The organism is Caballeronia pedi (genome assembly GCF_001544915.2).
Lineage (GTDB): Bacteria > Pseudomonadota > Gammaproteobacteria > Burkholderiales > Burkholderiaceae > Caballeronia > Caballeronia pedi.
In genome coordinates, this window is the sequence record NZ_FCOE02000016.1 from 112640 (window position 1) to 138821 (window position 26182).

A 26182-nucleotide genomic window follows, 5' to 3' on the forward strand; every position below is an offset into this window, starting at 1 on the left:
GCATGAATGACATGGCAAGCGGCGCGACGCTCGCGCGTTCCCGCGACAACGCGCCTGACCCACAGCAAGCCGACGTCGAACGCATCGTCGAAGCGCTCGTGACGCGAGCGCGCGCGGCGCAGCAGCGCTTTGCGCAGGCGGGGCAGGAGACACTCGATATCGCGGCGGCCGCCGCCGCGTGGGCGATCATGGACCCGCAGCGCAACCGGCAACTGGCGGAGCTCGCGGTGCGCGACACGGGCCTCGGCAACGCCGACGACAAGTTCCGCAAGAACCATCGCAAGACGCTCGGTCTGCTGCGCGATCTTCACGGCGTCGCGACGACCGGCGTGATCGCGCGTGACGAGGAACACGGCATCGTCGAGATCGCGCGTGCAGTCGGCGTCGTCGCGGCGATCACGCCATCGACGAATCCCGGCGCGACACCCGCCAACAAGATCATCAACGCGCTCAAGTGCGGCAACGCGGTGATCGTCGCGCCTTCGCCGAAGGGTTATTCGTCGTGCGCGTTGCTGATCGGTTTCATTCACGCGGAGTTCGCAAAGGCGGGTCTCGATCCCGCTCTCGTGCAGATGCTGCCGCAGCCGATCGGCAAGGCCGCCACTGCCGCGCTGATGAAGTTCGCGGATCTCGTCGTCGCGACCGGCTCGCAGGCCAACGTGCGCATGGCCTATACGAGCGGCACGCCGGCTTTCGGCGTGGGCGCGGGCAATGTCGCATCGATCGTCACGGCGGGCGCGCATCCCGATGATGCGGCGCGCAAGATCGCCGCGTCCAAGACATTCGATAACGCGACGAGCTGTTCGTCGGAGAACAGCGTCGTGATCGAGGATGCGATCTATGCGCGCATGCTCGATGCATTGACGGAGCAGGGCGGCGTGCTGCTCGATGCCGCGCAGAAAGCGCAATTGCAGGCGGCGATGTGGCATGACGGCAAGCTCTCGGCGCGCTGCACGGCGCGTTCGGCGGCGGCCATCGCGCGCGAAGCCGGACTCGACGATATCGCCGCGCGCGAGCCGAAGTTCCTGATGGTGGAAGAAACCGGCTACGGCGTCGAGTATCCGTTCTCCGGTGAGAAGCTCTCACCCGTGCTGACGGTCTATCGCGCGCGCGATGTGGACGCGGCCATCGACATCGTGCGCGGCATTTACGGCTACATGGGCGCGGGGCATTCGGTCGGCGTGCACGGCGCCGACGACGCGCTCGCCGTGAGGCTCGGCATGCAGTTGCCGGTTGCGCGCGTGATCGTCGATCAGGCGCATTGCCTCGCGACCGGCGGCAATTTCGACAACGGCCTCCCGTTCTCGCTCTCGATGGGTTGCGGCACATGGGGCGGCAACAACTTCTCGTCGAATCTCGGCTATCGGCAATACCTTAACGTCACGCGCGTCGCGTATCGCATCGCGGAGCGCGTGCCCGAAGTCGACGCGTTGCTCGGCGATTACTTCCGGAGGGTCGGACGATGAGCGCGCTTGCCGATCCCATCGTCGCGCCTCGCCGCGTGCCGCTCGATGCGCCGACCCTGCGCGCGTTGATCGATACACGCGCCGCACACGCGCCCGACAAGACGTTTCTGCTGTCCATCACACAGGACGATGCGCTGACCTTCGCCGCATTGCGCGACGATTGCATCGCACTCGAAGCGCGTTTCCATGCAGCCGGGTTACGCCCTGGCGATGTCGTGTCCGTCTTCATGGGCAACGGTATCCAGACCGCGCGTCTGCTGCTCGCGGCGATGTACAGCGGGCTGGTGGCGAATCCGCTGAATCTGTTGAGTCAGCCTTCGCAGGTGCGCTATATCGTCGAGCATTCGGATACGCGTGCGATCTTCGTCGCCGACGATACCTGCGACACGATCGTTGAAGCCATCGATGCGTTGCGTCGCGAAGGCATGGCGCGTGAGATCGCGGTGGTACGCACGTCGCCCGACGCAAGCAATTTGCCCGATATCCCGGCGTTACCTGCGCGCCCGATTTCGTTGGTAAGCGACCAAACGCCCGGCACGCAGATCGTATCGAGCGACACAGGCGCGATGCGGCCCGGCGATACCGCGCTGCTGATGTATACATCGGGCACGACGGGCGCGCCCAAAGGCGTGCTGCTGAGTCATCGCAGCCTGCTCGCGAACATGCGCAACATCAGCGCGGAGCATCGCCTGAGCGAAGAGGATCGCGTGCTCGTGTCGCTGCCGCTCTATCACATCAACGGACTCGTCGTCGCGCTGTTGACGCCGCTCTGGCACGGCGGCTCGGCGGTGATGACGCCGCGTTTCTCCGCCCGCACGTTCTGGAACGAGGCGTCGCTTCACGGCTGTACGTGGATCAACGTGGTGCCGACCATCGTCGCGTATCTGCTCAATGGCGAGAGCGCGCACGGCTGCGATCTTTCCGCGCTGAAGTTCTGCCGCAGCGCGTCTGCGGCGTTGCCGGCCGATCATCATCGTGCATTTGAGGAGCGCTTCGGCATCGGTGTCATAGAAACAATGGGAATGACGGAGACCGCCGCGCCCGCATTCAGTAATCCGTACGATATGAGCAAACGAAAACTCGGCAGTATCGGCCTGCCGTCGGGCGGCGGGGCGATGATCGTCGATCTCGAAGGGCGCGAATGCGCGGCGCATGAAACCGGCGAGCTGGTGCTGCGCGGCGAGCAACTGATGAGCGGCTACTACAAGCGCCCCGAGGAAACCCGCAATGCCTTCACCGCCGATGGCTGGCTGCGCACCGGCGACCTCGGCTATCGCGACGAGGCGGGCTTCTTCTACATCAACGGGCGCGCGAAGGAACTGATCATCAAGGGCGGCGAGAACATCGCGCCGCGTGAGATCGACGAGGCGCTGCTGCGTCATCCGGGCGTGCTCGAAGCGGCGGCTGTCGGCGTGCCTGATCCGGCCTACGGGCAGGACATCGTCGCGTACATCGTGGCAAGCGGCGGCGTCCCTATCGATGTGACGGAGTTGCGCGCGCATTGTCTGCGCGAACTCGGCCGCTACAAGACACCGCGCGAGTTCCGTTTCACCGATGCATTGCCGCGCGGCCCTTCAGGCAAGGTGCAGCGCCTGAAGCTCGTGCAATAAGCGGGCGCGAATTCGCGAGCTTGACCATTCCACATAAGATGGACACAGGAGACAGCATGAACAGGCATCGTCAGCGCGTGAAGACGCGCCATATCATTTTAGGCGTGATGTGTCTGATGTACTTCATCTCGTACATCGACAGAGTAAACATTGCCGTCGCGGGACCGTTGATTCGCCAGGAAATGGGTCTGACCTCCATGCAGCTCGGACTCGTGTTCTCCGCGTTCGCGTATCCTTATGCGGTGATGCAGATCATCGGCGGATGGCTCGCGGATCGCTTCGGACCGAAGCTCGTGCTGACCGTGCTCTCGCTGATCTGGGGCGCGGCGACGCTCGCGACGGGCTTCGCCGGCAGCATCGGGATGCTCGTGCTGTTGCGCATCGCGCTCGGTATCGGCGAGGGCGGCGCATTCCCGACGGCGACGCGCGCGTTCACGTTCTGGATGCCGGTGCGCGAGCGCGGTTTCGCGCAAGGCATCACGCATAGCTTCGCGCGGCTGGGCGGCGCGGTGACGCCGCCGCTGGTGCTCGCGGTGGTCGCGGCGAGCGGCTGGCGCGAGGCCTTCATTCTTCTCGGCATCGCGAGCCTTGCGTGGACGGTGCTGTACTTCTTCGTGTTCAGCAATTCACCCGATGGGAACCGCCGCGTGACGCCGGAGGAAATCGCGGAAATCGGTTATCGCGCGGGAGAGTGCGCGCGCGCGAGCAAGAACCCGACGCCGTGGCGCAAGCTGATTCATCGCATGTGGCTCGTGACTTTCGTCGACTTCTGTTATGGATGGCTGCTCTGGGTGTATCTGACCTGGCTGCCTTCGTATCTGAAGGAAGCGCGTGGTTTCGATCTGAAGCATCTCGCGCTTTTCACCGCGTTGCCGCTGCTCGCGGGCGTGATCGGCGATACGCTCGGCGGCGTGATATCGGACCGCATCTACCGGATGACAGGCCGGCTGCGTCTCGCGCGTTGCAGCATTCTGGTCGTTGGCATGGGCGGCTCGCTCGCCTTCCTTTTGCCGATGGTCAACGCGCCGAGCCCGATCGCTGCGGTGTGGTTCCTGACGGGTTCGTTCTTCTTCCTCGAGATCACGAATCCTGTGTTGTGGACCTTGCCGCTCGATATCGCGGGCAAATATGCGGGCACGGCGGGCGGCATGATGAACACCGGCTTCGGCATCGCGGGGATGGTGTCGCCGGTCGCGTTCGGTTATCTGATCCAGCAGACGGGCAGCTATGACCTGCCGTTCACGATCTCGGCGGGATTGCTCGCGGTCGGTGCGTTCGCGGCGCTTTTCATCGATACGAGCAAAACGGTGGAGGCCGATGAGGCGCGCGAGGCGCAAGATCGTGAGGAAGTGGGCGTGCCGGCATTCGCGGGCGGGGCCGGCAACTGGCACAAATAGCGAGGGCCGCGTGGCGAGGGGCGGGTTCCAGATCCGCCTCTGCTAGCCACGTGCGAGATCAATACACCTCGGCCAGCAACGCGTTCACCCGATCGACCGTAGAATGAATTGCGTCCAACCACCGGCGCACTTACTACAAACCGATTCGGGAGACAACACCATGCGACGTTGCAGCGCGGCATTCCTGATCATTCCCCTTGTCATCGTCGGCGTGCTCGCCGGTTGCGGCGGCTCCGACGACGATCAACCCGCCTATGCCAGTGCGCCGAAGATCATCATCGATTCGGACTTCAATACGATGGGCGACGACGGCCAGCTCTTCGCCATGTCCACGCAGTTGATGGCCGAAGGCAAGGTCAACCTGCTCGGCCTGTGCGTCGTGACCGGCAATGACTGGCTGCTGCAGGAAGAAGCGGACGCACTGAAGGCCGTCGAACGCATGGGTGTGCAGGATAAGGTCGGCGTGTATGCAGGCGCCAATTATCCATTGCAATACGACGTCGCGAGCATCCGCGCGCAGCAGGCCGCGAATCCGAACGGCTACTTCGGCGCATGGATGCGTCCCGAGCCGACCACACAAGCCCAACTGACCGCGCCGCCCGACGGCTTCGCGACATCCGCAAAGCTGCAGAGCCAGAGCGCCGCCGACTTCATCATCGACACGATCAAGCGCTATCCGAACCAGGTGACGATCATCGAAGTCGGGCCGCCGACCAATCTCGCGACCGCCGTGAACAAGGCGCCGGAGATCGTTCCGCTGATCAAGGGCATCGTCTACATGGGCGGCGCGATGAACGTGCCTGGCAACGCGAATGCGGCCGGCGAGCTGAACTGGTGGTTCGATCCGGTGGCCGTGCGCACGCTCTTGCAGACGTCGATTCCGCAGAAAGTCATTCCGCTCGACGTCACCAACACCGTGCCATTGACGGAGTCGGTCTATAACCAGATCGTCAATCCGTCGACAGGACAGACGGCGGTGACGAAGGTCTATGCAATCGCGAATGCGGGCGCATTCGCAACGAACACAGATATCTACGACACGCTGACGATTGGTTACTTCCTCGATCCGTCTTACGCGACGCAGACGCAAAGTGCATACCTCGACATCGATACGACGCCCGGCGAAGATCAGGGACACGTGAAGGTCTATCCGGATGCGCCGGCGGCGGGCGCATCACCGCAAAAGATCACCTACGTCACGCGCTACGATAACGATCGATTCTTCAAGTTCTATGTCGATCTCTTGACGCGGCCTGTCCCGGTCAAATTCCAGTAACGCCAAGGATCAGGCACCGCCGGTGCCTGATCAAAAACATCACACTTCAAGCTGCTCCAGCACCTTCCCCTTCGTCTCGATGCCCATATAATGCACCGCGACCGCCGCAACGAGCGGCACCGCCGCGAGCGCATAGAACGCGATGTTCATATTCCCGCCCATCAACGTCTTGCCGACCAGCGCCGGCGCGAAGATCGCCGCGATCTTGAGCCATGCTCCACCGAGACCGCAGCCGAACGCGCGGATGCTCGTCGGATAGAGTTCCGGCGTGTAGACATACGCGGTGATGAAGCCGCATGCCATGAAGCCGAGCGCGAGCGCACAGAAGGTCGCGACCACGTACACGGACTGCGTGACGCACACGCCCGCGCACACCAGCGACACCGCGCACAACACGAACGACCAGTTGATGACCGGTTTGCGCCCGACTTTATCGACGATCAGGGCGCAGGTCAGCGAGCCAATGACGCCGAGCACGGATGCCGCCACCGCAAGATTCAGCGCGAGCTGCAGGGGCGTGTGATAGACGGTCTGGTAAATCGTCGGCAGCCAGGTCGACAGACCGTACTGAAGCACGCCGCACGTCATCCACAAAAGCGCGACCGCAATCGTGCGCTTCAGATACGCCGGGCCGATCAGATCGAGGCGGCGGCGCTTCGGATGACGGTTCGCCATCGCTTCGAAGTCGGCGAGATTGCCGAGCGGCGGCAGCGGTTGCTTGACGGTGGCTTCGAATGCGGAGAGCGCATCACCCGCTTCGCGCATGCGGCCGCGTTCGCCGAGCCAGCGCGGCGATTCCGGCACCAGCACGCGCAGCAGGAAGAACAGAACGAGCGGAACGCCGCCGATGAAGTACATCACTTCCCAGCCGAAGCGCGGCACGATCCACGCGCCGAGCGCATTCGATGCGAGCAGGCCAATCGGAAACACGATCTCATACAACAGCACGAAGCGGCCGCGTCCGTGCGCGCGCGTGATCTCGTTGATATAAGTCGCCGCCACGGGTAACTCGCCGCCGAGCCCGAGTCCCTGCACGATGCGCAACGCGACGAACACCGCGAACGAAGGCGCAAAGCCGCACGCGATGCTCGTGAGGCCGATGATGCCCGAGCTCCACGCGATCGAACGCACGCGCCCGAAGCGTTCTGCAAGCGACGGAAACAGGAACGCACCGATCAGTTGTCCGATCGATCCAGACGCGATCAGAAAGCCGACCTGCGCTGGAGAAAGACCCCATCTCTGGATCAGCAACGGCAGCGTGGCCGCGATGACGATGACGTCGAAACCATCGAAGAACGTCGCCGCGCCGATCAGGATACGCGCGCGCACCTGCATCGCGTTGGCGGGCAGTCTTTCGATGCGCGCGATGATCGATCCCTTCGTGACCGCGTGAGCGGCAGTGGCCGCGTCGGCGACGGTTGTTGCGGTGCCGCCGTGTTGGACGACTGTATTGCCCATGCTCCTCATGCCTGCTCCCGTCTGTGTGTTATGCGAGTGCTTTCGCTGTGTCCGCAAGGGCCGCGATATCGACCGCGCGTCCCTGGCTCATCCATTTCTTCGCGACCTTGAGATCGCGCGTCGCGTTGATCGCGATGACGCCGCGCAATGCGTCGCCGTCGAGGAAGAACAACGACGCGCGCCGCGCGTCCAGATCGCCGCGCACGATCGGCGTCGCGCCCGGCGCAATGTCGCCGAGAATCTGCAGGTTCACGTCGTACTGATCCGACCAGAACCACGGAATCTCCGCATACGGCGTGCGCACGCCGAGCACTGCGCGCGCCGTCGCGATCGCCTGGTTCTGCGCGTTCGCCCACGATTCGAGGCGCACACGGCGCTTGAGCCACGCGTTCGGATGATTGGCGACATCGCCACAGGCGAACACATGCGCATCGTTCGTCGCGCCGAATTCATCGACGACGATGCCGTCGTTCACCTCGATGCCCGCGCGCTCCGCGATTGCCGTATGCGGCGTCAACCCGATGCCCGCGACAGCGAAATCCGCATCGAGCGTCGTGCCGTCGGCGAGTTGCGCGCGCACGCCGCTGCCGAAGTCTTCGAGCGACACGAGCGAAGCATTCAGGCGCACATCGACGCCGTTATCGCGATGCAGTTTCAGCAGAAAGTCGGACACGCTTTCGGGTACCGAACGTCCGCACAGACGCGGCGCGCCTTCGATCACCGTCACATCGACGCCGAGCTTCTTCGCGGTCGCCGCGACTTCGAGGCCGATCCATCCTCCGCCGACCACGAGCAGACGCTTGCTGTGACTTTCGCGCAGACGCTTGCCGATCACCATCGCGTCGTCGAGCGTGCGCAGATAGGCGAGGTGAGACGTCTTCACGAGCGCATCGGGCAGACGCCGCGCCGCGCCGCCCGTCGCGATGACGAGGCGGTCGTAGTGCACTTCGCGTCCGCTCGCGGTGCGCACGATGCGCGCGTCGCGATCGATCGATGCCGCGCATTCCGGCTGCCACGCTTCGACGTTCAATTCAGCGAACGCGTCGTGATCGACGATGCGCACGGTGTCGATATCCGCTTCGCCCGCGAGCACGGCCTTCGACAGCGGCGGGCGTTCGTAGGGAAGATGGATTTCATCGGCGATCATCACGAGGCGGCCATCGAAGCCTTCATTGCGGAGCGTCTTCACGATCCATCCGGCAGCCTGTCCGCCGCCGATCACCACGACTGTCTGAAGATCAGCCATTTTTACGCTCCGTCATGAACTTGCCTTCGGGCGCCTTCGCGTCTTTCTGACGGCGCGTGTTGCCATCGAGACCGCCATCGACGGCCCATTCGGCGAACACGGTCGGACCCGGTTCGAACTCGCGCGGCTGCCACTCGGGCGTGAGCACGTCTTCATCGGCGTAATACTCGATGAGACCGCCCGCCGGATTTTTGAAGTACCAGAAGTACGCCGACGAAACCGGATGACGTCCCGGCCCGAGCTGCGTGGTCCAGCCGCAGCGGCTGATATGCAGGCCGCCGCCGAACACTTCGTGGATATCGCGCACGGTGAAGGCGACGTGATTCAGACCGCGCTTGCCGTCGGGCAATTGCAGCAGGAACAAATCGTGGTGCCCGCCGTGCGGCGCGCAGCGCATGAACGCGCCGCGTCCCGGATAACGGTCGGAGGTCTCGAAGCCGAGCAGTTCGTGATAGAACTTTTCCTGCTCAGCGACGCAGTTCGTGAAGAACACGACGTGTCCCACTTCGACCGGTTCGGCGCGTTCGTACACGGGACTCGGCGTATCGACGCGCAGGGTTTGTCCCCACACGTTCGAGGGCGAACCCTTCACGTCGATATCGCGTTTCTTCGTCACTTCGACGCGAATCGCCATGCCGTTCGGATCGATGCAGCCGACCGCATCATCCGTTTCGGTGTGACCGGGCAGACCCGCGAAACGTCCGCGCAGTGCGTCGAGTTCGGCGCGTGTCGCGACGCCCCACGTCACTTCGCGCAGCGTCGGACCGCCTTCGAACGCGGGCGGGAGCGCTGGATCGTGCGCGAGCGCCAGCAGCACTTCGCAGCCGTTCAGGGTCTCGAAACGGGCGCGCGTTTCATCGTGCGCGACTTCCTTCAGACCCCAGTCGGCGAAAAAGCGCCGGCAGGTGTCGAGATCGGTCACGCCGTAGGTGATGCGTTCAATGCCAAGAATCGTCATGGCAACTCCTTCAGTTCGCCCACGGCAGCGGGGCGTCGTTCAAGCCCCAGTACAGGCTCTTTTGCTGCATGTATTCGCGCAGGCCGAGGCGGCCTTTCTCGCGGCCCATGCCGCTGTCCTTCCAGCCGCCGAAGGGTGTGGAAATCGAAAACTGCTTGTACGTGTTGATCCAGACCGTGCCGGTGTTCAATGCGCGCGCCATGCTCCACGCCCGCTTGTAGTCGCGCGTCCAGATGCCGGCGGCAAGGCCGAACACGCTGTCGTTCGCCTGTGCGAGCAACGCGGCTTCGTCGTCGAAGGGCAGGGCGGCGAGCACCGGACCGAAGATCTCTTCCTGGCACATGCGCGCGTCGTTCGTGAGACCTTCGATGATCGTCGGCAGAAAGAAGAAGCCTTTCTCGCGGCCCTCGCCGCTGGGACGTTCACCGCCGCACAGCAGCGTGCCGCCTTCGTCGAGACCGAGCGCGACGTAACGTTCGATGCTCTCGCGATGCTGCCCCGTGATCAGCGGGCCCATCTGCGTGTTCTCGCGCGTCGGGTCGCCGACGCGCAGCTTGCGCGCGCCGTCGACGAGCCGCGCCATGAATTCGCTGTACACCTTGCGCTCGACGAACAGGCGCGATCCCGCGATGCACGATTCGCCCGACGAACTGAAGATGCCGTACAGCACGCCGTTGACGGCGTGATCGAGATCGGCGTCGGCATACACGATGGTCGGCGACTTGCCGCCGAGTTCGAGCGACACCGGCATCAGCTTCTCCGCCGCGAGTCGCGCGATGCCGCGGCCCACTTCCGTGCCGCCCGTGAACGCGACCTTCTTCACGAGCGGATGGCGCACGAGTGCATCGCCAATGACGGAGCCTTTGCCGGGCAGCACGCTGACGACGCCCTTCGGCACGCCCGCTTCCTCGCAAATGCGCGCAAGTGCGAGCGATGCGAGCGGCGTCACTTCAGCGGGCTTCAGCACGACGGCATTGCCTGCGGCGAGCGCGGGCGCGAGCTTCTGCGCGTCCGATGCGATCGGCGAATTCCACGGCGTGATCGCCACGATGACGCCGAGCGGTTCGTGCACGCTCATTGTCAGATAGTCGCCGCGCGAGGGCGTGAGTTCTTCTTCGAGCGTTTCGAGGCACGACGCGAAATAGCGGAACGTGCTCGCCGCGCTCGCGACGAGTGCGCGCGTTTCGCTGATCGGCTTGCCGTTGTCGCGGCGCTGAAGTTGCGCGAGCGCTTCGTGACGCGCTTCGATCAGATTCGCGATGCGATGCAGAATGGCTGCCCGCTGATGCGGCTTCAATCCGGCCCAATCTGCCTTCCTGTAGGCGCGATCCGCGATTTCGACGGCTTCGCGCGCATCGTCGGCGTTTGCCGTGCTGATCTCCGCGTTGACGCTTTGATCGGCGGGATAGATGCTCGCGTACGGATTGCCGCGCCCCTGGCGCCATTCGCCGCCGATATAGATATCGCCGGACGTCACGAGCGAAGTGTCGGGATGATTCATCGTTCAAAAGCTCCTTCAGATGACGCAGCGCGCGGCGCGATTACGCAACGCACGAATCGCGCTGAATGCGGTAAGCGCGGATGTCTTGGGATTCGACGGCAGCGGCTTGCCGCACATTTCGAGCGACATCTCGCCGAACGCGCCGCGCGCGACGATCCGATGCACGTTGCGCTCGACGGCCGGATCGGCGATCAGGCGCACGCGCGTGCCGTCGAGTCCGAGTCCGGCCAGCGCGATGGTCGCCGCGACGTTCGCGTTCTTCGGATAGAGCCGCGCGGCATCGCGTGCGGTCCCTTCGAAGATGACTCTTTCTTCGGTCAGCGACCGCAGATCGCAGACGTTTTCCGCAGGCGTGCCGAGCCAGCCGAGCGGCGGCTTGCGGCCCGTGTACTGCACGTCGTCGAGGCCGCCTTCCTTCGCCGCAGCGAGCGCATCGACGCCGCCGATCGCGCCGGACAGCAGCGTGATGGTGGCCGCGCCTTCGTCGGCGGCATGGAACAAGGCATCGAGCAGACCGGCTTCGGACAGCGCGCCGATCGATGCGACCGCGCAGTCCGTGCCGGACTTGAGCAGGGGCACGACATGATCGACGAGCGCCGCATGTCCCGCGCATTCGAGCGCGAACTCGGGATGACTCGCGAGTGCATCGACGTGCGACACGACATCGACGTCATCGCCGAGCACCGAGCGCACATGAGCGCGATCACGTTCCGGCACGATCACATGCGAGATGCGCACGAGCGGATCGCGATCGACTGCGCGAAACACCGCCGAGCCGATCGCGCCGAAGCCGATCATCGCGATGTCGATCGCATGCTGTGCATGACGGGGATCACGCATATTCCGGCTCCTTCGGCTCTTCCTTCTTCACCGGCGGTCCCGCGAACGCGGTCGCGAACGAGCCGACCGACAGCATGTCCACTTCGACGAGCACCGGACCGTCGATGGCGAGTCCTTCGCGCACGATGTCATCGGCCTGATCGAGCGACGTGATGCGGCGATGCGCGAGACCGAGGCTCGCGCAGAACTGCGCGAAATCCGGCTGATGCAGATCGACGAACATGCGGCGTCCGCCATACTGCGCGTCCTGAATGTTGCGGATCACGCCATAGCATTGATCGTTCATCAGCACGATCATCACGTTCGCTTTTTCCTGCACGGCGGTGGCGAGTTCGCCGACGTTGACCATCAGACCGCCATCGCCGACGAGCGCGACGGTCTTCTTCGCCGCGCCCGAGAGCGCCGCGCCGATCGCCATCTGCATGCCCTGGCCGATGCCGCCGCCGAGCGCATGCACGCCCGCGCGCGGATTGAAGATCTTCAGCAGGCGATTGCCCCACGTGCTGTTCGAGATCGTGACGTCGCGCACCCAGTTGTAATCGCGGCCGACCGCGCGTTGCAGCGAATCGACGAGGCGCTTGTACGGTCCCAGTCCCTTCGATACTTCCGCGACCGCTGTTTCCCGCGCGGCGGCGAGATCGCCCGCGAACGCCGGATCGATGCGGATGCGGCCTTCGAGCAGCGTGGCGAGTTCATCGAGCACGCGCGATGCGTCGCCATGCACGAACAGATCGTTGCGATAGCCACGGTTGTCGGCGAGCGCATCGGCGTCGACGCGATAGAGCGGTTGCGGCAGCGCGAGCTTGTACTTCAGCGTTTCGTTGCCACGCAGACGCGAGCCGACGACGACCAGCGCATCGCAGGTCTTGTAGAACGCCTCGACCGACGGATGCACGTTAAACGCGCCGAGCGTCGCGGGATGATCTTCCGGCAGCACGCCGCGCCCTTGCACGCTCGTCACGACGCCGAAGCCGAGCTTCACCAGACGCTCGACCGCGCCGCGCGCATGACGCGTGCCGCCGCCGAGCCACAGCAGCGGGCGTTTGGCGTTCGTCAGTGCATCGGCGAGTTGCTTCACACGCAGGCTGTCATGCGTGAGCGCACCGACATGGGGTGCCGCCAGATCGGCGGGCCATTCGATTTCGGCAGCCTGAATGTCGATCGGAATCTCCACGCTTACCGGACCCGCAGGCGCGGTCAGCGCGACGCGCACGGCCTCGCGGATCGTCGGCAATGCGGTGTCGACGGTACGCACGCGGAACGCGGCCTTCGAGATCGATTGCAGCATCGACAGTTGATCGGGCGCTTCGTGGATATACGCGAGGTCCTGATCGAGATATTCCGTTTCGATCTGGCCCGTGACATGCAGCAGAGCCGTACCGGCGGTCAGGGCTTCGACCATCGCGCCGGCCGCGTTGCCGGCGGCGGTGCCCGTCGACGTGAACGCGACGCCTAGTTCGCCCGAGACCCGCGCGAGGCCATCGGCCATGTTCAATGCGCCCGCTTCGCCACGCGCGCCGACATAGCGGATATTGCCGCGCCGGCCGATCGCATCGAGAATCGGCATGTTGTGAATCGAGATCACGCCGAACGCCGTGCGTACACCGCATTGTTCGAGGAACGCGGCGATCAGTTCGCCGACCGTGGTTTTCTTAGACATGACGAGCAAAGCCTCCGGAAACATCGATATGGCTGCCGGTCGTGTACGACGACAGCGTTGTTGCGAGATAAAAGAGCGCCTGAGCCGCTTCTTCGGGCAAGCCGAAGCGGCCGAGCGGAATGTGTTTCTTGCGCGCGAGCTCGGCGGTCCATTGCTGCCAGCTTTGACGCGGCTCTTGCGCATTTTGTAGGTAGTCCTCATAACGTCGCTTCCACTGTCCCGATTCGACAATGCCGATCAGAATCGAATTCACGCGGATGCGTTGCGGCGCGAACTCCGTCGCGAGCGATTTCACGAGGCTCAGCACGCCTGCTCTCGCCGACGAAGTCGCGACCATATGCGATTCGGGTTGCAACGCGAGTAGCGAATTCACGCAGACGATCGCGGGCGAGGGCGCGTCCTTCAGCATCGGCAGAAAGGCGCGTGTCGGACGGATGATGCTGAAGTACTTCAGTTCCAGTTCATCGCGCCAGGCGTCGTCGGTGGTGTCGGCGAAGGTGGACACGCGGCCTTGTCCCGCGTTGTTCACCAGCATGTCGACGCGGCCAAAACGCTCCATTACGCGTGCGGCGAATGCGTTCACGTGGCTCTCATCGAGCACGTCGCAACGTGAAGCGAGCAATTGCGCTTGCGGAAATTCCTTTGCGAGTACGGCTTGCGCGGCTTCGAGCCGTTCGCCGTCGCGTCCGCAAATGGCCACCGACGCGCCCGCTTGCAGGAACAAACGCGCCGTCGCGAAGCCGATGCCCGACGAACCGCCGGTCACGACCGCAACTTGCCCTGAAAGATCGATCTGAATCATTGCAACCCCAGAGACTTCATGTATCGGCTCGACGCTGAAGCACGCGTGGCCGGACGATAGTTGAGACGCATCGAGAGCGCATCGGCGGCTTCGCGAACCTTGTCGATGAGTCCGCTGCCGAGTAACGCGGCGTCGATTTCGGGACGCGGGATCGTCGTCGTGATGACAGCGACAATGCGCCCGGTGTCGTTGCGAACCGGCGCGGTGACGACCGAAATGCCGCGCTCGAACGACGATTGACTCGTTGCGAAACCGCGTTCGGCGTCTTCTTTCACGCGCTCGTAGAGTTCCTCGACCGTTTCAGGCGTCGACTTCGTGAAGCGCTCCAGATGTTGTTCCGGATAAAGCACGCGCAGTTCATCGAGCGAGAGATCGCCCATCAATACGTGACCGTGCGTCGTGGCATGCGCGGGCAGTCGCGTGCCGACGTTCACCTTCACCGAGCTGAAGATCGGCGCATGACTCTGCGCCTTCGCGACGAACACGACATCGCGGCCATCGCGAATGAGAATGTGACTCGTGAGACCGGTCGCATCGCGCAGCGCTTCGATGATCGGGAGGCCGAGATCGGTCAGCTCGAGCGAACTCAGATATTCGAAGCCGAGACGCAGCACAGCGACGCCGAGGCGATAGTTGCGGTCCTTGTCCGCGCGCTCCAGAAAGCCGAGCGATTCGAGTGTCTGAAGCAGACGGAAAACCGTCGTGCGCGGAATGCCGAGACGCCGCGACAATTCGGGCGCGCCGAGCACGGGTTCGCGCGGCGAGAACTCGGTGAGAATCTTCAGTCCGCGTTCGAGGCCCGGCACGATATAAGTCGGCTCGCTCTTGTCGGCTTCTTCCGTGGCGAGGGATGTCATGGTGTTACTCCGTCTTTCATGTGACATTCGATGCCCTGGCAAAACGCATCGATCAGCGTCGTGTAGACAGCGGGCGATTCGACATAACCCGCGTGTCCGGCACGCGGAATGACTTGCAGGCTGACGTGCGCGGCCTGCGCGATGGGCGCGCACGCTTCGGGCGGCGTGATCGTGTCTTCGGCGCCCACCGCCACGGCGATGCGTCCGTGAAAGCGCGCGATATCCACTGCGAGATGCGCGTTCGCGAGCAGATGCGTCGCTTGCGCGTAGCCCTCGGGCACGATGCGCGCCATGTTCCAGCGCACCCATTCGCGTGCGGTTTCATCGGCGTATTGCGAGACCATGTTCGCGCTGCGCTCGCGCGCGAGTCCTTGCGGGCCGAGTTCGGCGAGCATCTTCAAACGCGCGTCGCGTTTCGACTCGCGCAAGTCCTTCGATGCAGCGCCGTAACCCGCAGCGGGCGATATCAGCATCAGGCCCGCGACACGCTCCGGCATATCGGCGGCGAACGAACCCGCGATGATCGCGCCCAGCGAATGACCGACGAGCACGCAGCGCGTGACGCCCAGCGCATCGAGCCACGCGGACAACGCGTTCGCGTAATCGGACGCAATCGGCGATTCACTCGTCACGCGACTGGATACGCCGTATCCCGGCGCATCCCACGCGAGCACGCGACGCTTCGCACCGAGCACGTCGAGTTGCCGCAGCCACGACGCCGCGCCCGAGCCGATCCCGTGCAGCAACACGACGGGCAGGGTGCGCAGATGCATCGCACCTGCCTCGCGATAGCCCGTGATGCCGTGCGTGGTGCCGATTCGCATATCGGCGAACGAGGCGAGCGTCTCGATGTTCATCGCAGCCTCAGCGCTTGAGCTTCGCCAAAGGCGAATCCGGCGGATACGTCGGCGTGATCGGCTTCGATGCGCCGAGCATCACGCACATCAGCGCGTCTTCCTCGCCGATGTTGATCTCCGTGCGATACACGCCCGGCGGCACGGAAATGAGATCGCGCTCGCCGAGCACGGCTTCCCACGTCTGTCCGTCCTTCTCGCAGACCACTTTCATCTTGCCGCGCAAGACGAAGAAGATTTCTTCAACGTCGACATGAATATGGCTCGGCCCGATGTTGCCGGCGGGAATGACCATCGTCGAAAACGTGAAGCTGCCCGAGGGGACCGTGTTCATGTCCTTCGCGACGCCGGTGCCGCCCGTGCCGACATAGCGCATCTGCGCGCGGCGATATTTCGGGTCGTAATCGGCCTGGAACTTGAGCGCGTCCCAGTCGTAGCGGCGCGTTTCGAGGCGCGCGACGCGCGACTCCATCCATTGCTCGAAGCTCGCTTCGGCGGGCTGGTCCCACGATTTACGTTCGATGTCTGCATCGGCCATTGCTTTCTCCAGGTTCTATGTAGAGCGAATCAATTCATCACGAAGCCGCCGTTCACCGGCAGCAGCTGGCCCGTCACGAAGCGCGCGGCATCCGAGAGGAGAAACAGCGCGGGACCGTTCACGTCGTCGGGCACTTGCGCGCGCGTCAGTGCGCGGCCTTTGAGGTAGTACTCGTGGCGCTCGGCGGGCACGTAGGCGGTGGCTTCCACTTCGGTGAGGCCGGGCGCGATTGCATTGACGGTCACGTTGCTCGCGCCGAACTCGCGGGCGAGCGAACGCGTCATTGCGATCACGGCGCCCTTGCTCGCGACATAGGCAAGCAGCTTTGGTGCGCCCCACATTGCCGTATCCGACGCGATGTTCACGATCGCACCGTGTCCCGATTCCTTCAGATGCGGCAGGCAGGCGACGCTCATCAGCCACGCGCCGCGCACGTTGACGTTCATCACGGCGTCCCACGTTTGTGGCGTGAGTTCATCGGCGGACTTGCCGCCCGAGTTGGTGATCGCGGCGTTGTTGATGAGGCCATCGAGACCGCCCAGCGCTTTCACGCTTGCATCGACGAACGCGGAGATGCTCTGCGGCTCGTTCAGATCGAGCGGGAAGAAGTGCGCATTGGGCAGTTCACGCGCGAGCGCTTCGCCTTCCGCATGCAGCACGTCGCCGAACGCAACGCGCGCGCCGCTCTCGACGAGCGCCTTGACGAACGCCGCGCCGAGTCCGCGAGCGCCGCCCGTCACGAGCACGCGACGGCCATCGAGCGCATTCGACGCGTCACGCATGAGCGTGCTCCGTGTTCTTCGGCAGCGCCTCGAGCGCGGCGAGATGCTGCTGCGCGCGCTGCTTCAGCATGCGACGCACACGCGTCATGCCGACATCGTGCTGATAGAGGAATTCGTGATTGCGCGCGTTCGGCGCGAGGCTTTCGAGCACGTAACGGTCTTGTTCCAGCACGGCCCAATGCAGCCCTTCGAGGCGATTGCGATACAGGAAGCGCCACGCATCGCGCTGCCATCCCGAGACCTTGCGCGTGCGCCAGAAATAGACTTGGCAATTGTCTTCATCGACAGGCGTTGCGAAGCCGATGATCCCGAAGTTACCGCCCGGACCGAACTTCTTCTTGTACGGAATCGCGAGGCGCATCCACAGGCAGCCGGTTTCACCGAGTTCGACCCAGTCGAAGTTCACGTCGCGCTGATTGACCTTTTCGAACATCAGACCCGTATCGGTCTTGCGCACGCGCATGTCCGCCTGCTTGTCGCCTTCGGCCATCGAGTGCGACGTCGCGTGCAGATACGCACCGTGCATCGGGTCCATCACGTTGTCGATCGCGTACTGGTAATTGCACTTCCAGTGCGACATGCACAGGAAGCTCGCGTATTCGTCGCCGACGAGTTCTTCCGGCAGCACGAGCGGCGCGGGTTCCTTGTTGGCGTCATCGCCGAACCAGAGGAAGATCGCGCCCGCGTGTTCCTCGACGGGGTACGACTTCACGCACTTCTGGCCTTCGAGCGGACACGCCGACACGGCGGGCACTTTCTGCACGGTGCCGCTGCCATCGATTTCGATGCCGTGATACCAGCACGCAACGCTGCCGCCGAGATTCCAGCCGAGCGACAGACGCGCGCCGCGATGCGGGCAGCGGTCTTCGAGCGCGTGCACTTTGCCTTCGTGGTCGCGCCAGAGCACGATCTGATCGCCAAGGCGCGTCAGGCCGATGGGCGCATTCGCCACTTGCCAGCTCGGCGCGACGGGATACCAGTAGTTACGCAGGCCGCGATCGAGATACCACTGAACGGGATCGGCTGCGGTCGTTGTGGATTGCTGAGGGGACGTCATGGGGAAGTGCTCCTTCTTTATTCAGCGAGCGTGCGAAGTTCGGCGGCGAGACGATCGGCGGTCCATGCGGTGCCTTCCGGCGTGCGGAAGCCGTCCTTGTTCAAGCCCGCGACCACTTGCTCCAGCTCCAGCGCGCCCGCTTCGAAGACGCGTTCGAGCGCATCGCCGAAGTCGTTTTCGTATTGCGTCGGCTCGGCACGGCGCGTCTGCCAGATGAAGTTTTCGGTTTCACCCGGCTTCTCGATCACGCCCTTGCCCGCGACGTTGTTCGGCTGCGGCGCGAGCCACGGCTTGAGATTCGGGTTGAAGTTCACGACTTTTTCCATGTCACGCCACCTTGATCTGGATTTCTTCGCCGGCAAGGCGCACCGAATACGTCTTCAGGTCGCGGCCGCCGGGCTCTTTCAGGCATTTGCCCGTGGGGATGTGAAACACCGCTTCATGCAGCGGGCATTCGACGGTGTCGCCATCGACGAAACCCTGCGTCAGCAATGCATATGCATGCGGGCAGACGTTTTCGAGCGCGTACAGCGCGTCGCCCACTTTGTAGATACCGATTTCCGCGCCGTCATCGAGCTTGAATTCGATCGGTGCGTCTTCCGACAGATCGCCGGCTTGCCCGGCGCAGCGCCATTGTTCAGACATCTTTCACCCTTTTCTCTGGTTCGTCTGCGTTCCACTAAAGGAACATCAGTTCGTGTATGGGCATTATAGGAGTGGTCCAAGCGCGGGAAAATAAAAATCGCGATATCTAGGTGAAAACACTGAATGCGCGACGTTTAAAAGCGGAACGATACGTTTCATCAGATGTAAGAACGTCCGTTCGACATTGATTCGTAAGCTTTTTTTGACTTGTCGCGCGCGTTGGGCCGTACTCGGGGTCTACCCGAGGTCATCCCAAATTTATTGTTTTGGCGCGGAAAATCTCACTATACTTTCCATAGGCAGTACGGTGATCCATATATGGAACATAACGAGCGATCAGCGGACAGCCTCGGGAACGCAATAAAGGCACCCCGACGGCAACAGCAAAAGCGGGCAGGGCCCGCCCTTGAACCATACGGTTAGGAGAACGAAGGGTGAAGCACATCATCGCAGCGGGGCTCATCGGAGCCGGGGTCGCGACCGGAGCGGCCGCGCAAAGTTCAGTCACGCTCTACGGCAGCCTCGATGCCGGCATCGCATATATCAACAACGTCGGCGGACATCCGAAGTGGATGGAGGAGCAGGGCAACATGCAGCCCGACCGCTGGGGTTTTCGCGTCGTCGAGGATCTGGGCGGCGGGCTGAAGACCGTCGCGCAACTCGAGAACGGCTTCTATACGAACAGCGGCAACTTCGCGAAGGCCGGCACGCTATGGAATCGTCAGGCGTATCTCGGGCTGGAGCAAGAGAACGTCGGCACGCTGACGCTCGGTCATCAGACGCCGTTCAGCTTCGACATGCTCGGACCGCTCTCGACCGCCTATCTCGCGGCGAGCTGGTATGCGTTCCATCCGGGCAACATCGACCAGCTGGCGGACACCGGCGTCGTGCCGTATGACAACTCGGTGAAGTTTCGCTCGGCGAGCTTCTACGGCTTTTCCGCAGGCGCGATGATGGGCCTCGGCAATACGACGAACTTCTCGACCGGCCGCAATTACGGCTTCGGCATCACGTATGCGAACGGGCCGTTCAAGGCGGCGGCCACGTATTCGAACGAGCACAACCGCACGCCCGCGATCGCGACGACCGGCCTCACGACCTTCCAGGGTCAGCCGGCAGCGACTTACATGGCGGACAAGCAGGAAGAGATGGGCGCGGGGGCATCGTACGAGATCGGCAAGTTCGTCGTGCACGGTCTCTATACGCGCGTGAAGCTGCAATCGAACGGCCAGTCCGACACGTTCCAGTCATACGATGCGGGCGTGACGTTCAAGCCGGTGGCGTGGAACTGGATCGCGGGTGGCGCAGCGACGACGACCTTCGCGGGCGGCCGCTGGACGCAGTTCGAAATCGGCGATATCTATATGCTGTCGAAGTCGACGCAGCTCTATGTGAACGCGCTTTACGAGCACGCGACCGGTGGTGCGAAGGCGGCGTTCTTCACGGCGGGCGTGTCGAGCACGGCGAATCAGGTGATCGTGCTTGCGGGCATTCATCACTCGTTCTAGGCGGGCATCCTGCGCGCGGCGAGGGCCACGGTGGGATCGTCCGGCGACGCGCGATAGTTCAGCCGCATCGACAGCTCGACCGCAGCCGCACACATCGTTTCGACGAGTTGCGACTTCTCATCATCCGCGCCGATATCCGAGCGCGGCACGGTCGCGGCCACCGCAGCCACGATCGCGCCGGAATGATCGCGCACGGGCGCGGTGACGACGGATATCCCGCGCTCGAACGACGCTTCGCTCAGCCCATAGCCGAGCGCCGCGCATTCCTGCACGCGCTCGTAGAGTTCGTCGACGGTGGCGGGCGTGCGCTCGGTGTACTTTTCGAGCTGCCCCTCGGGATAGAGCGCCTTCAACGCGGCGAGCGACAGATCACCCATCAGCACATGGCCATGCACCGTTGCGTGAGCGGGCAGGCGCGTGCCGACATGCACCTTCACCGAACTGAACATCGGCTCGTGGCTTTGCGCCTTCGCGACGAACACGACATCGCGCTGATCGCGAATCAGAAGATGCGTGGAAAGACCGGTTGCATCGCGCAGGCGTTCGAGAATCGGCGTGCCGAAATCGGTCAGTTCGAGCGAGTTCACGTATTCGAAGCCGAGCCGCAACACGGCGACGCCAAGCCGAAAATTGCGATCTCCGTTCACGCGCTCGAGAAAGCCGAGCGATTCGAGCGTTTGCAGCAGACGAAACGTCGTCGTGCGCGGAATGCCAATGCGCCGCGACAACTCCGGCGCGCCCAGCACCGGCTCGCGCGCCGAGAATTCGGCGAGGATGCGCAGGCCGCGTTCGAGCCCCGGCACGAGATACGTGGAGCCGCCGCCGGATGACGCGTCTTCGTCCGTGGTGTCGAGGTTCTCCGCCTGCGTGTCTTCCTGTTTGCTTCGTCGGGCCATGTTCGGCTGTGGTTGTTATCGTGCAAGGGGCAATCATAGCGCGAGACGATCGGCGGACCTGCCTTCCGGCTTTCTAAGCACGTTATAACATGTTATATTAAGTGTTTGCCGATCTTCGAACGAGGCCGAACCGATGAGCTTCGAAGCAACCTGCTGGCTCTTCTGCGCGGGGCTGGGCGCGAGCGCGGCGGGCGGCATGCTGGGCATGGCGAGCGGCCTGTTCATCGTGCCCATCCTGACGACGTTCTTCCATATCGACATGCACACGGCGATCGGCACGAGCATCGTGTCGGTGATCGCGTGTTCGTGCGGCGGCGCAGCGGCGTTTCTGCGCGGCGGCCTGACGAACGTGCGGCTCGCGGTGGTTCTCGAAACCGGCACGACGCTCGGCGCGCTGACAGGCGTGATGCTCGCGGGCATCATCCCGGTTGCAGCGCTGGATTTTCTGTTCGCGGGCGTGCTGCTGGTGTCGGCGTGGCAGATGTTCATTCGTCGCGAAGATCCGGCCAGTCCCTCGGGCACTGTGCCGGCCCACGGGCTCGCCGCCGCGCTCGATCTCCATTCGAGTTATCCGGATGTGGCTCTGCGTCGCGAGGTCGCCTATGAAGTGCGGCGCGTGCCCGTCGGTCTCACGTTGATGTACGTGGCCGGACTCGTATCGGCGTTGCTCGGCATCGGCAGCGGCATCCTGAAGATTCCGGCGATGGATAACGCGCTGCGCCTGCCGATCAAGGTCTCGACCGCGACGTCCAACTTCATGATCGGCGTGACGGCCACCGCGAGCGCGAGCGCGTATTTTCTGCGCGGCGAGATCGTCAGCGCCATCGCGGGTCCAGTGGCGCTCGGCTCGGTGATCGGCGCGATCGTGGGCGCGCGCGTGCTGATGAAAGTGCGCAACGAGCGCCTTCGCCTGCTGTTTCTGTCGATGCTGCTGCTCGTCGCGTGCCAGATGGTCATGCACGGTCTCGGCATCGATCCCCTGGCGCGCGCCGAATGACGAAACCTCATGCGTCCGCTTCGCTGGATCGCCTGCTCGCTGGATTTCTTCAGTGCGGCACATGGGCCGCGTGCGCGCTTACCGGCGCGGGACTGATCTTCGGCACGAAGGCGCTGACCGCGGGCGTCGCGCTGTTCATTCTGCTGCCGGTGCTGCGCGTCGTGCTGATGTTCGGTGTGTTCGCGCGGCAGCGAAACGTCCTCTACGCGGCCATCACCGCGACCGTGCTCGCCGTGATCGTGGCGGGCTGCGTGATCGGCGTGCATCTCGGGCCGCTCGCTGACTGAAGCGCCACAAGCACGCACTGAACGGTTATTCTCCCTGACGGCAGCCGACGATCTCGTCACGCGCCCACGCATCCAACGGTTTCCTCGGGAGAAATCGCATCATGTTCGACACGACAGATGTGCTGATCGCCGGCGCGGGCCCCGTCGGCCTGATGCTTGCCGCCGAACTGCGCCGCGACGGCGTAAAAGTTCGCGTGATCGACGCGCATGACGAGCGCGTCTTCTTCGTCAAGGCGCTCGGCGTCACGGCGCGCACGCTGGAGATCTTCGAGGACCTCGGCATCGTGCGCGAGGCGATCGACGCGGGCGTCTGGCTCAGCGGCGCCGACACCTTTCAGGACGGCGCGCCCGCATTCAGCGCCGAGATTCAGCGCGAAGGGCTCCCGTACGGCGCGCTCGCGCTCGCACAGTTCGAGACCGAGCGCATTCTGGAAGCGGCGCTCGCGCGCAATGGCGGGCACGTCGAATACGGCGCGACGCTCGCCGATTTCACCGTGTCCGCCGACTTCATCGATGCGCGCATCCAGGACGCATGCGGCGAGAGCCGCACGATTCGCTGCCGCTGGCTCGTCGGTTGCGATGGCGCGCGCAGCACGGTGCGGCGTCAGTTGAACGTCGCCTACGAAGGCGATCAGTATCCGCAGACCTTCATGCTAGCCGATGTCGACGTCGAATGGAATCTGCCGCGCGGCCGCATGTATCGCTTCAACGTGACGGGCGAAGGCGGCGCCGGTTCGACCACGCTCGCGGCCTTGCCGGTACGCGGCTCGGCGCGCCGCTATCGCCTGTCGATGGTCCTGCTCGCCGACGATGCCGCCCGCCATACGCTGAACTCCACGCCCGATTTCGCGGAGATCGAACGCATCATGCTGCCGATCCTGCCCAAGGGCACACGCCTTTCGTCGATGCGCTGGTCGTCGGTGTATCGCGTGAGTCACCGCATCGCGCAGCACTATTCGCACGGGCGCGTGTTCCTTGCGGGCGACGCCGCGCATATCCATCCGCCCGTCGGCGGGCAGGGCATGAACACCGGCCTGCAGGACGCGCACAATCTCGCGTGGAAACTCGCGCTCGTCGCGCGTGGCGTGGCGAGTGAAGCGTTGCTCGACAGTTATGAAACGGAGCGCCGGCCGGTCGGGCTCGATGTCGTCGAAGCGACGAGCCGTGCGTTGAACACGGTTCTCGCGCACGGCGAGATCAAGCCCGCGATGCGCGAGACACAATTGCTCGTGGGCTATCGCGGCAGCAGTGCGATCGTCGCCGATGAATGCGCGGACATGGCGGCTGAATTGCCCGCGCCCGGCGATCGCGTGCCGGAGGTCGGCGGTCTCGTGCAGGCGTTCGTCGGCCATGCGCAACGCCTGCAGGAACATCTCGGGCGCGGGCATCACACGCTCGTCGGCTATATCGACGACGACGCCGATGGCGCGCGCGTCGCCGCGTTCGATGCGGTCGTCGACGCGTGGCGCGGCGCGCTCGGCACGGCGGCGAGCGCGGTGCTGATCGTGTCGCCGAAGCTCGCGCACGCGGCGTCGTTCGAGCCCGCGCGGGAAGCGTATCGGACGCTCAGCGACGACGCGGGCGCGTTCGCCGATGCGTTCGGCGCAAAGAACGGCATGGCGTGGGCCGTGCGCCCGGACGGGCATATCGGCTTCAGAAGCGCGCTTTGTGCATCGGACTCGCTGGTGGCGTGGCTCAGGTCAGCGTTGCACGGCGATCACATGGGCCTGAATCTTTCCATCGACCGGCCCTGAACCGAAGCGCGCCGCGACGGCTGCGGCGCTTGCCGACGTCGCATCGTCGAGGCTCGCGCCCGCGCGCGATTCGATCTCGTTGCGCAAGGGCGTGCCCTGACAATACGCGATGGCCGCCAGTTCCGCCGATGCCGCGCGGCTGCGTCGCGTCACCGTTTCGAATTGCGGTCTTGCATCGAAACCTGCGGTGGCAAGATCGCGCGCGATTGTTTCCTGATCGAAATAACCGTGCGGCGTGCGTTTCATGAAAAGCGGCGGATCGGCGGGAAAGAACATGCCGAGCGCATCGGTTATCGTGTCGGCAAATTCGTTTTCTTCGATGCGGTCCCACACGTTGAACAGCAGCGTGCCGCCTGGACGCAGCACACGACGCGCCTCGGCAAAAGCAGCCGGCTTGTCTGGAAAGAACATCACGCCGAACTGACAGACGACGATATCGAAGCTTGCATCGTCGAAAGGCAATTGCAATGCATTCGCCTGTCGCCATGCAACGGGCCGGTCGATATGCGTCATCGCGGCGCGATCGAGCATCGCCTGATTCAGGTCCGTCGCGACGATATCGACATGCGCCGGCAATGCATGCGCGATGGCCCGCGTGACGGCGCCGGTGCCCGCGGCGGTTTCCAGCACGCGCGATGGATCGTGCGCCGCGACGCGTTGCGCGATATCGTTCGCATAGGGCTCGAAAAGCATAGGAACGAGTAACCGGTCGTACAGTTCGGGAATCTGACCGGCGAAATTCGTGTCCGTGCGAAGCATATTCGTGTTCATGCGTTGCCTCCTGCATTCGATTATTCGCCTGAGACCGCAAGTCTTTTCACTTTACGCTGCTTTATCGCGCTCGATCGGATGTCTACATTGAGCGCTGTCACGCCGGTTCCGTTCGACACACGACGACCGGTCTATCAGTGAATTAAACAATCTCTTCAAGGATTCGATCATGAGCAAACTCGCAGGCAAGGTGGCGGTCGTCACGGGCGCATCGAAAGGCATCGGAGCGGCAATTGCAAAGGCGCTCGCGGCGGAAGGCGCGTCAGTCGTCGTCAACTATGCGAGCAGCAAGGCGGGCGCGGATGCGGTCGTGGCGGACATTACCGCGGCGAACGGCAAGGCGATCACGGTCGGCGGCGATGTCTCGAAGGCCGCCGATGCGCAAGGCATCGTGAATGCGGCGGTCGAAACGTATGGACGCCTCGATATTCTCGTCAACAACTCGGGTGTCTACGAATTCGCTCCACTCGAAGAAATCACCGAGGAGCATTTTCATAGGCAGTTCAATATCAACGTGCTCGGCACCTTGCTGACGACGCAAGCCGCCGCGAAGCACTTCGGCGAGGGCGCGAGCGTCATCAACGTGAGTTCGGTCGTGAGCCGCATCACGCCGCCGGCGAGTGCGGTTTATAGCGGCACGAAGGGTGCAGTCGATGCGATCACCGGCGTTCTCGCGCGCGAACTCGGCGCGAGAAAGATCCGCGTGAACTCGATCAATCCCGGCGTGGTCGTGACCGAAGGCACGCACAGCGCGGGCATCATCGGTTCCGATTTCGACGCGGCAGCGCTCGCGCAAACGCCGCTCGGACGTCTGGGCCAGCCGGACGATATCGCATCGATCGCGGTGTTCCTCGCATCCGACGATGCGCGCTGGATGACCGGCGAGCATCTCATCGCGAGCGGCGGCATGCGTTGATGCTTGCGGCGCTGCGTCCTGTTTCGTGCAAGATGGACTTGCATATACTTCGCCGCAGCGCCGCTTTTCGCCGTGTCATCATGGGCCATCTGCTTACAGCGCATAT

At 63.8% G+C, this 26182-nt stretch carries 25 protein-coding genes; 9 read left to right on the plus strand and 16 right to left on the minus strand.

The window, feature by feature from the left end:
- Nucleotides 1-2 precede the first annotated feature (2 nt).
- From sauS to AWB80_RS23235, 4 genes are all read left to right on the plus strand, one after another.
- Entirely contained in the window at nt 3-1466 is a 1464-nt protein-coding gene (gene sauS / locus AWB80_RS23220; RefSeq protein WP_061176991.1) for an acylating sulfoacetaldehyde dehydrogenase, read from the plus strand.
- Complete coding sequence (locus tag AWB80_RS23225; RefSeq protein ID WP_061176992.1) at nt 1463-3076, plus strand: AMP-binding protein; 1614 nt, start codon at nt 1463-1465, stop codon at nt 3074-3076. The genes sauS and AWB80_RS23225 overlap by 4 nt, the downstream gene beginning before the upstream one ends.
- Before the next feature lie 56 nt (nt 3077-3132).
- Nucleotides 3133-4473, plus strand: a complete 1341-nt coding sequence (locus AWB80_RS23230) for an MFS transporter (RefSeq protein ID WP_061176993.1) — start codon at nt 3133-3135, stop codon at nt 4471-4473.
- A 160-nt stretch (nt 4474-4633) separates the two neighbouring features.
- Entirely contained in the window at nt 4634-5749 is a 1116-nt protein-coding gene (locus AWB80_RS23235; protein WP_061176994.1) for a nucleoside hydrolase, read from the plus strand.
- A gap of 39 nt (nt 5750-5788) precedes the next feature.
- On the opposite strand, the gene AWB80_RS23240 is transcribed toward AWB80_RS23235, so the two are convergent.
- Genes AWB80_RS23240 through AWB80_RS23305 form a run of 14 tightly spaced genes read right to left on the minus strand, consistent with a single transcriptional unit; the run spans nt 5789 to nt 18947 of the window.
- Complete coding sequence (locus AWB80_RS23240; protein ID WP_061176995.1) at nt 5789-7216, minus strand: MFS transporter; 1428 nt, start codon at nt 7214-7216, stop codon at nt 5789-5791.
- Between the two features lie 19 nt (nt 7217-7235).
- A complete protein-coding gene (locus AWB80_RS23245; protein ID WP_061176996.1) occupies nt 7236-8453 on the minus strand; it encodes an NAD(P)/FAD-dependent oxidoreductase in 1218 nt (405 codons plus the stop codon).
- Nucleotides 8446-9411, minus strand: coding sequence for a VOC family protein (locus AWB80_RS23250; protein ID WP_061176997.1), 966 nt, complete (start codon nt 9409-9411; stop codon nt 8446-8448). The genes AWB80_RS23245 and AWB80_RS23250 overlap by 8 nt, the downstream gene beginning before the upstream one ends.
- 10 nt (nt 9412-9421) lie before the next feature.
- Complete coding sequence (locus AWB80_RS23255) at nt 9422-10912, minus strand: aldehyde dehydrogenase (protein WP_061176998.1); 1491 nt, start codon at nt 10910-10912, stop codon at nt 9422-9424.
- Between the two features lie 15 nt (nt 10913-10927).
- Nucleotides 10928-11752 (minus strand): aspartate dehydrogenase, encoded by an 825-nt coding sequence (locus tag AWB80_RS23260; RefSeq protein ID WP_061176999.1) that lies wholly within the window; start codon nt 11750-11752, stop codon nt 10928-10930.
- Nucleotides 11745-13412 (minus strand): thiamine pyrophosphate-binding protein, encoded by a 1668-nt coding sequence (locus AWB80_RS23265; protein WP_061177000.1) that lies wholly within the window; start codon nt 13410-13412, stop codon nt 11745-11747. Before AWB80_RS23265 ends, AWB80_RS23260 begins: the two co-directional genes overlap by 8 nt.
- A complete protein-coding gene (locus tag AWB80_RS23270) occupies nt 13405-14214 on the minus strand; it encodes an SDR family oxidoreductase (RefSeq protein WP_061177001.1) in 810 nt (269 codons plus the stop codon). Before AWB80_RS23270 ends, AWB80_RS23265 begins: the two co-directional genes overlap by 8 nt.
- Nucleotides 14211-15071: an IclR family transcriptional regulator gene (locus tag AWB80_RS23275; protein WP_061177002.1), complete on the minus strand. Its 861-nt coding sequence runs from the start codon at nt 15069-15071 to the stop codon at nt 14211-14213. Before AWB80_RS23275 ends, AWB80_RS23270 begins: the two co-directional genes overlap by 4 nt.
- Complete coding sequence (locus AWB80_RS23280) at nt 15068-15928, minus strand: alpha/beta fold hydrolase (protein WP_087131539.1); 861 nt, start codon at nt 15926-15928, stop codon at nt 15068-15070. Before AWB80_RS23280 ends, AWB80_RS23275 begins: the two co-directional genes overlap by 4 nt.
- A 7-nt stretch (nt 15929-15935) precedes the next feature.
- Nucleotides 15936-16463 carry a cupin domain-containing protein gene (locus AWB80_RS23285; RefSeq protein ID WP_061177003.1) on the minus strand — a complete coding sequence of 176 codons (528 nt, stop codon included), beginning with the start codon at nt 16461-16463 and terminating at the stop codon, nt 15936-15938.
- A gap of 29 nt (nt 16464-16492) precedes the next feature.
- Complete coding sequence (locus AWB80_RS23290; protein WP_061177004.1) at nt 16493-17245, minus strand: SDR family oxidoreductase; 753 nt, start codon at nt 17243-17245, stop codon at nt 16493-16495.
- On the minus strand, nt 17238-18302 hold the full coding sequence (locus AWB80_RS23295) for an aromatic ring-hydroxylating dioxygenase subunit alpha (RefSeq protein ID WP_061177005.1): 1065 nt from the start codon (nt 18300-18302) through the stop codon (nt 17238-17240). The genes AWB80_RS23290 and AWB80_RS23295 overlap by 8 nt, the downstream gene beginning before the upstream one ends.
- Before the next feature lie 17 nt (nt 18303-18319).
- Nucleotides 18320-18628, minus strand: a complete 309-nt coding sequence (locus AWB80_RS23300) for a recombinase-like helix-turn-helix domain-containing protein (protein ID WP_061177006.1) — start codon at nt 18626-18628, stop codon at nt 18320-18322.
- A 1-nt stretch (nt 18629) separates the two neighbouring features.
- Nucleotides 18630-18947: a non-heme iron oxygenase ferredoxin subunit gene (locus tag AWB80_RS23305; RefSeq protein WP_061177007.1), complete on the minus strand. Its 318-nt coding sequence runs from the start codon at nt 18945-18947 to the stop codon at nt 18630-18632.
- Nucleotides 18948-19381: 434 nt separating this feature from the next.
- Between AWB80_RS23305 and AWB80_RS23310 the strand changes: the two genes are divergently transcribed.
- Nucleotides 19382-20455 (plus strand): porin, encoded by a 1074-nt coding sequence (locus AWB80_RS23310; RefSeq protein WP_061177008.1) that lies wholly within the window; start codon nt 19382-19384, stop codon nt 20453-20455.
- On the opposite strand, the gene AWB80_RS23315 is transcribed toward AWB80_RS23310, so the two are convergent.
- Nucleotides 20452-21351: an IclR family transcriptional regulator gene (locus tag AWB80_RS23315; protein ID WP_061177009.1), complete on the minus strand. Its 900-nt coding sequence runs from the start codon at nt 21349-21351 to the stop codon at nt 20452-20454. The two genes, AWB80_RS23310 and AWB80_RS23315, sit on opposite strands and share 4 nt — an antisense overlap.
- A gap of 133 nt (nt 21352-21484) precedes the next feature.
- Here AWB80_RS23315 and AWB80_RS23320 point away from each other — a divergent pair, with 133 nt between their 5' ends.
- The 3 genes from AWB80_RS23320 (at nt 21485) to AWB80_RS23330 (ending at nt 24389) form a co-directional block, all read left to right on the plus strand.
- Entirely contained in the window at nt 21485-22348 is an 864-nt protein-coding gene (locus tag AWB80_RS23320; RefSeq protein ID WP_061177010.1) for a sulfite exporter TauE/SafE family protein, read from the plus strand.
- Nucleotides 22345-22635 (plus strand): DUF1634 domain-containing protein, encoded by a 291-nt coding sequence (locus tag AWB80_RS23325; protein WP_061177011.1) that lies wholly within the window; start codon nt 22345-22347, stop codon nt 22633-22635. Before AWB80_RS23320 ends, AWB80_RS23325 begins: the two co-directional genes overlap by 4 nt.
- A 101-nt stretch (nt 22636-22736) precedes the next feature.
- Entirely contained in the window at nt 22737-24389 is a 1653-nt protein-coding gene (locus tag AWB80_RS23330) for an FAD-dependent monooxygenase (RefSeq protein WP_061177012.1), read from the plus strand.
- On the opposite strand, the gene AWB80_RS23335 is transcribed toward AWB80_RS23330, so the two are convergent.
- A complete protein-coding gene (locus AWB80_RS23335) occupies nt 24336-25160 on the minus strand; it encodes a class I SAM-dependent methyltransferase (RefSeq protein WP_061177013.1) in 825 nt (274 codons plus the stop codon). The two genes, AWB80_RS23330 and AWB80_RS23335, sit on opposite strands and share 54 nt — an antisense overlap.
- 169 nt (nt 25161-25329) lie before the next feature.
- On the opposite strand from AWB80_RS23335, the gene AWB80_RS23340 reads away from it, so the two are divergent.
- Entirely contained in the window at nt 25330-26076 is a 747-nt protein-coding gene (locus AWB80_RS23340) for a glucose 1-dehydrogenase (RefSeq protein ID WP_061177014.1), read from the plus strand.
- Nucleotides 26077-26182 lie beyond the last annotated feature (106 nt).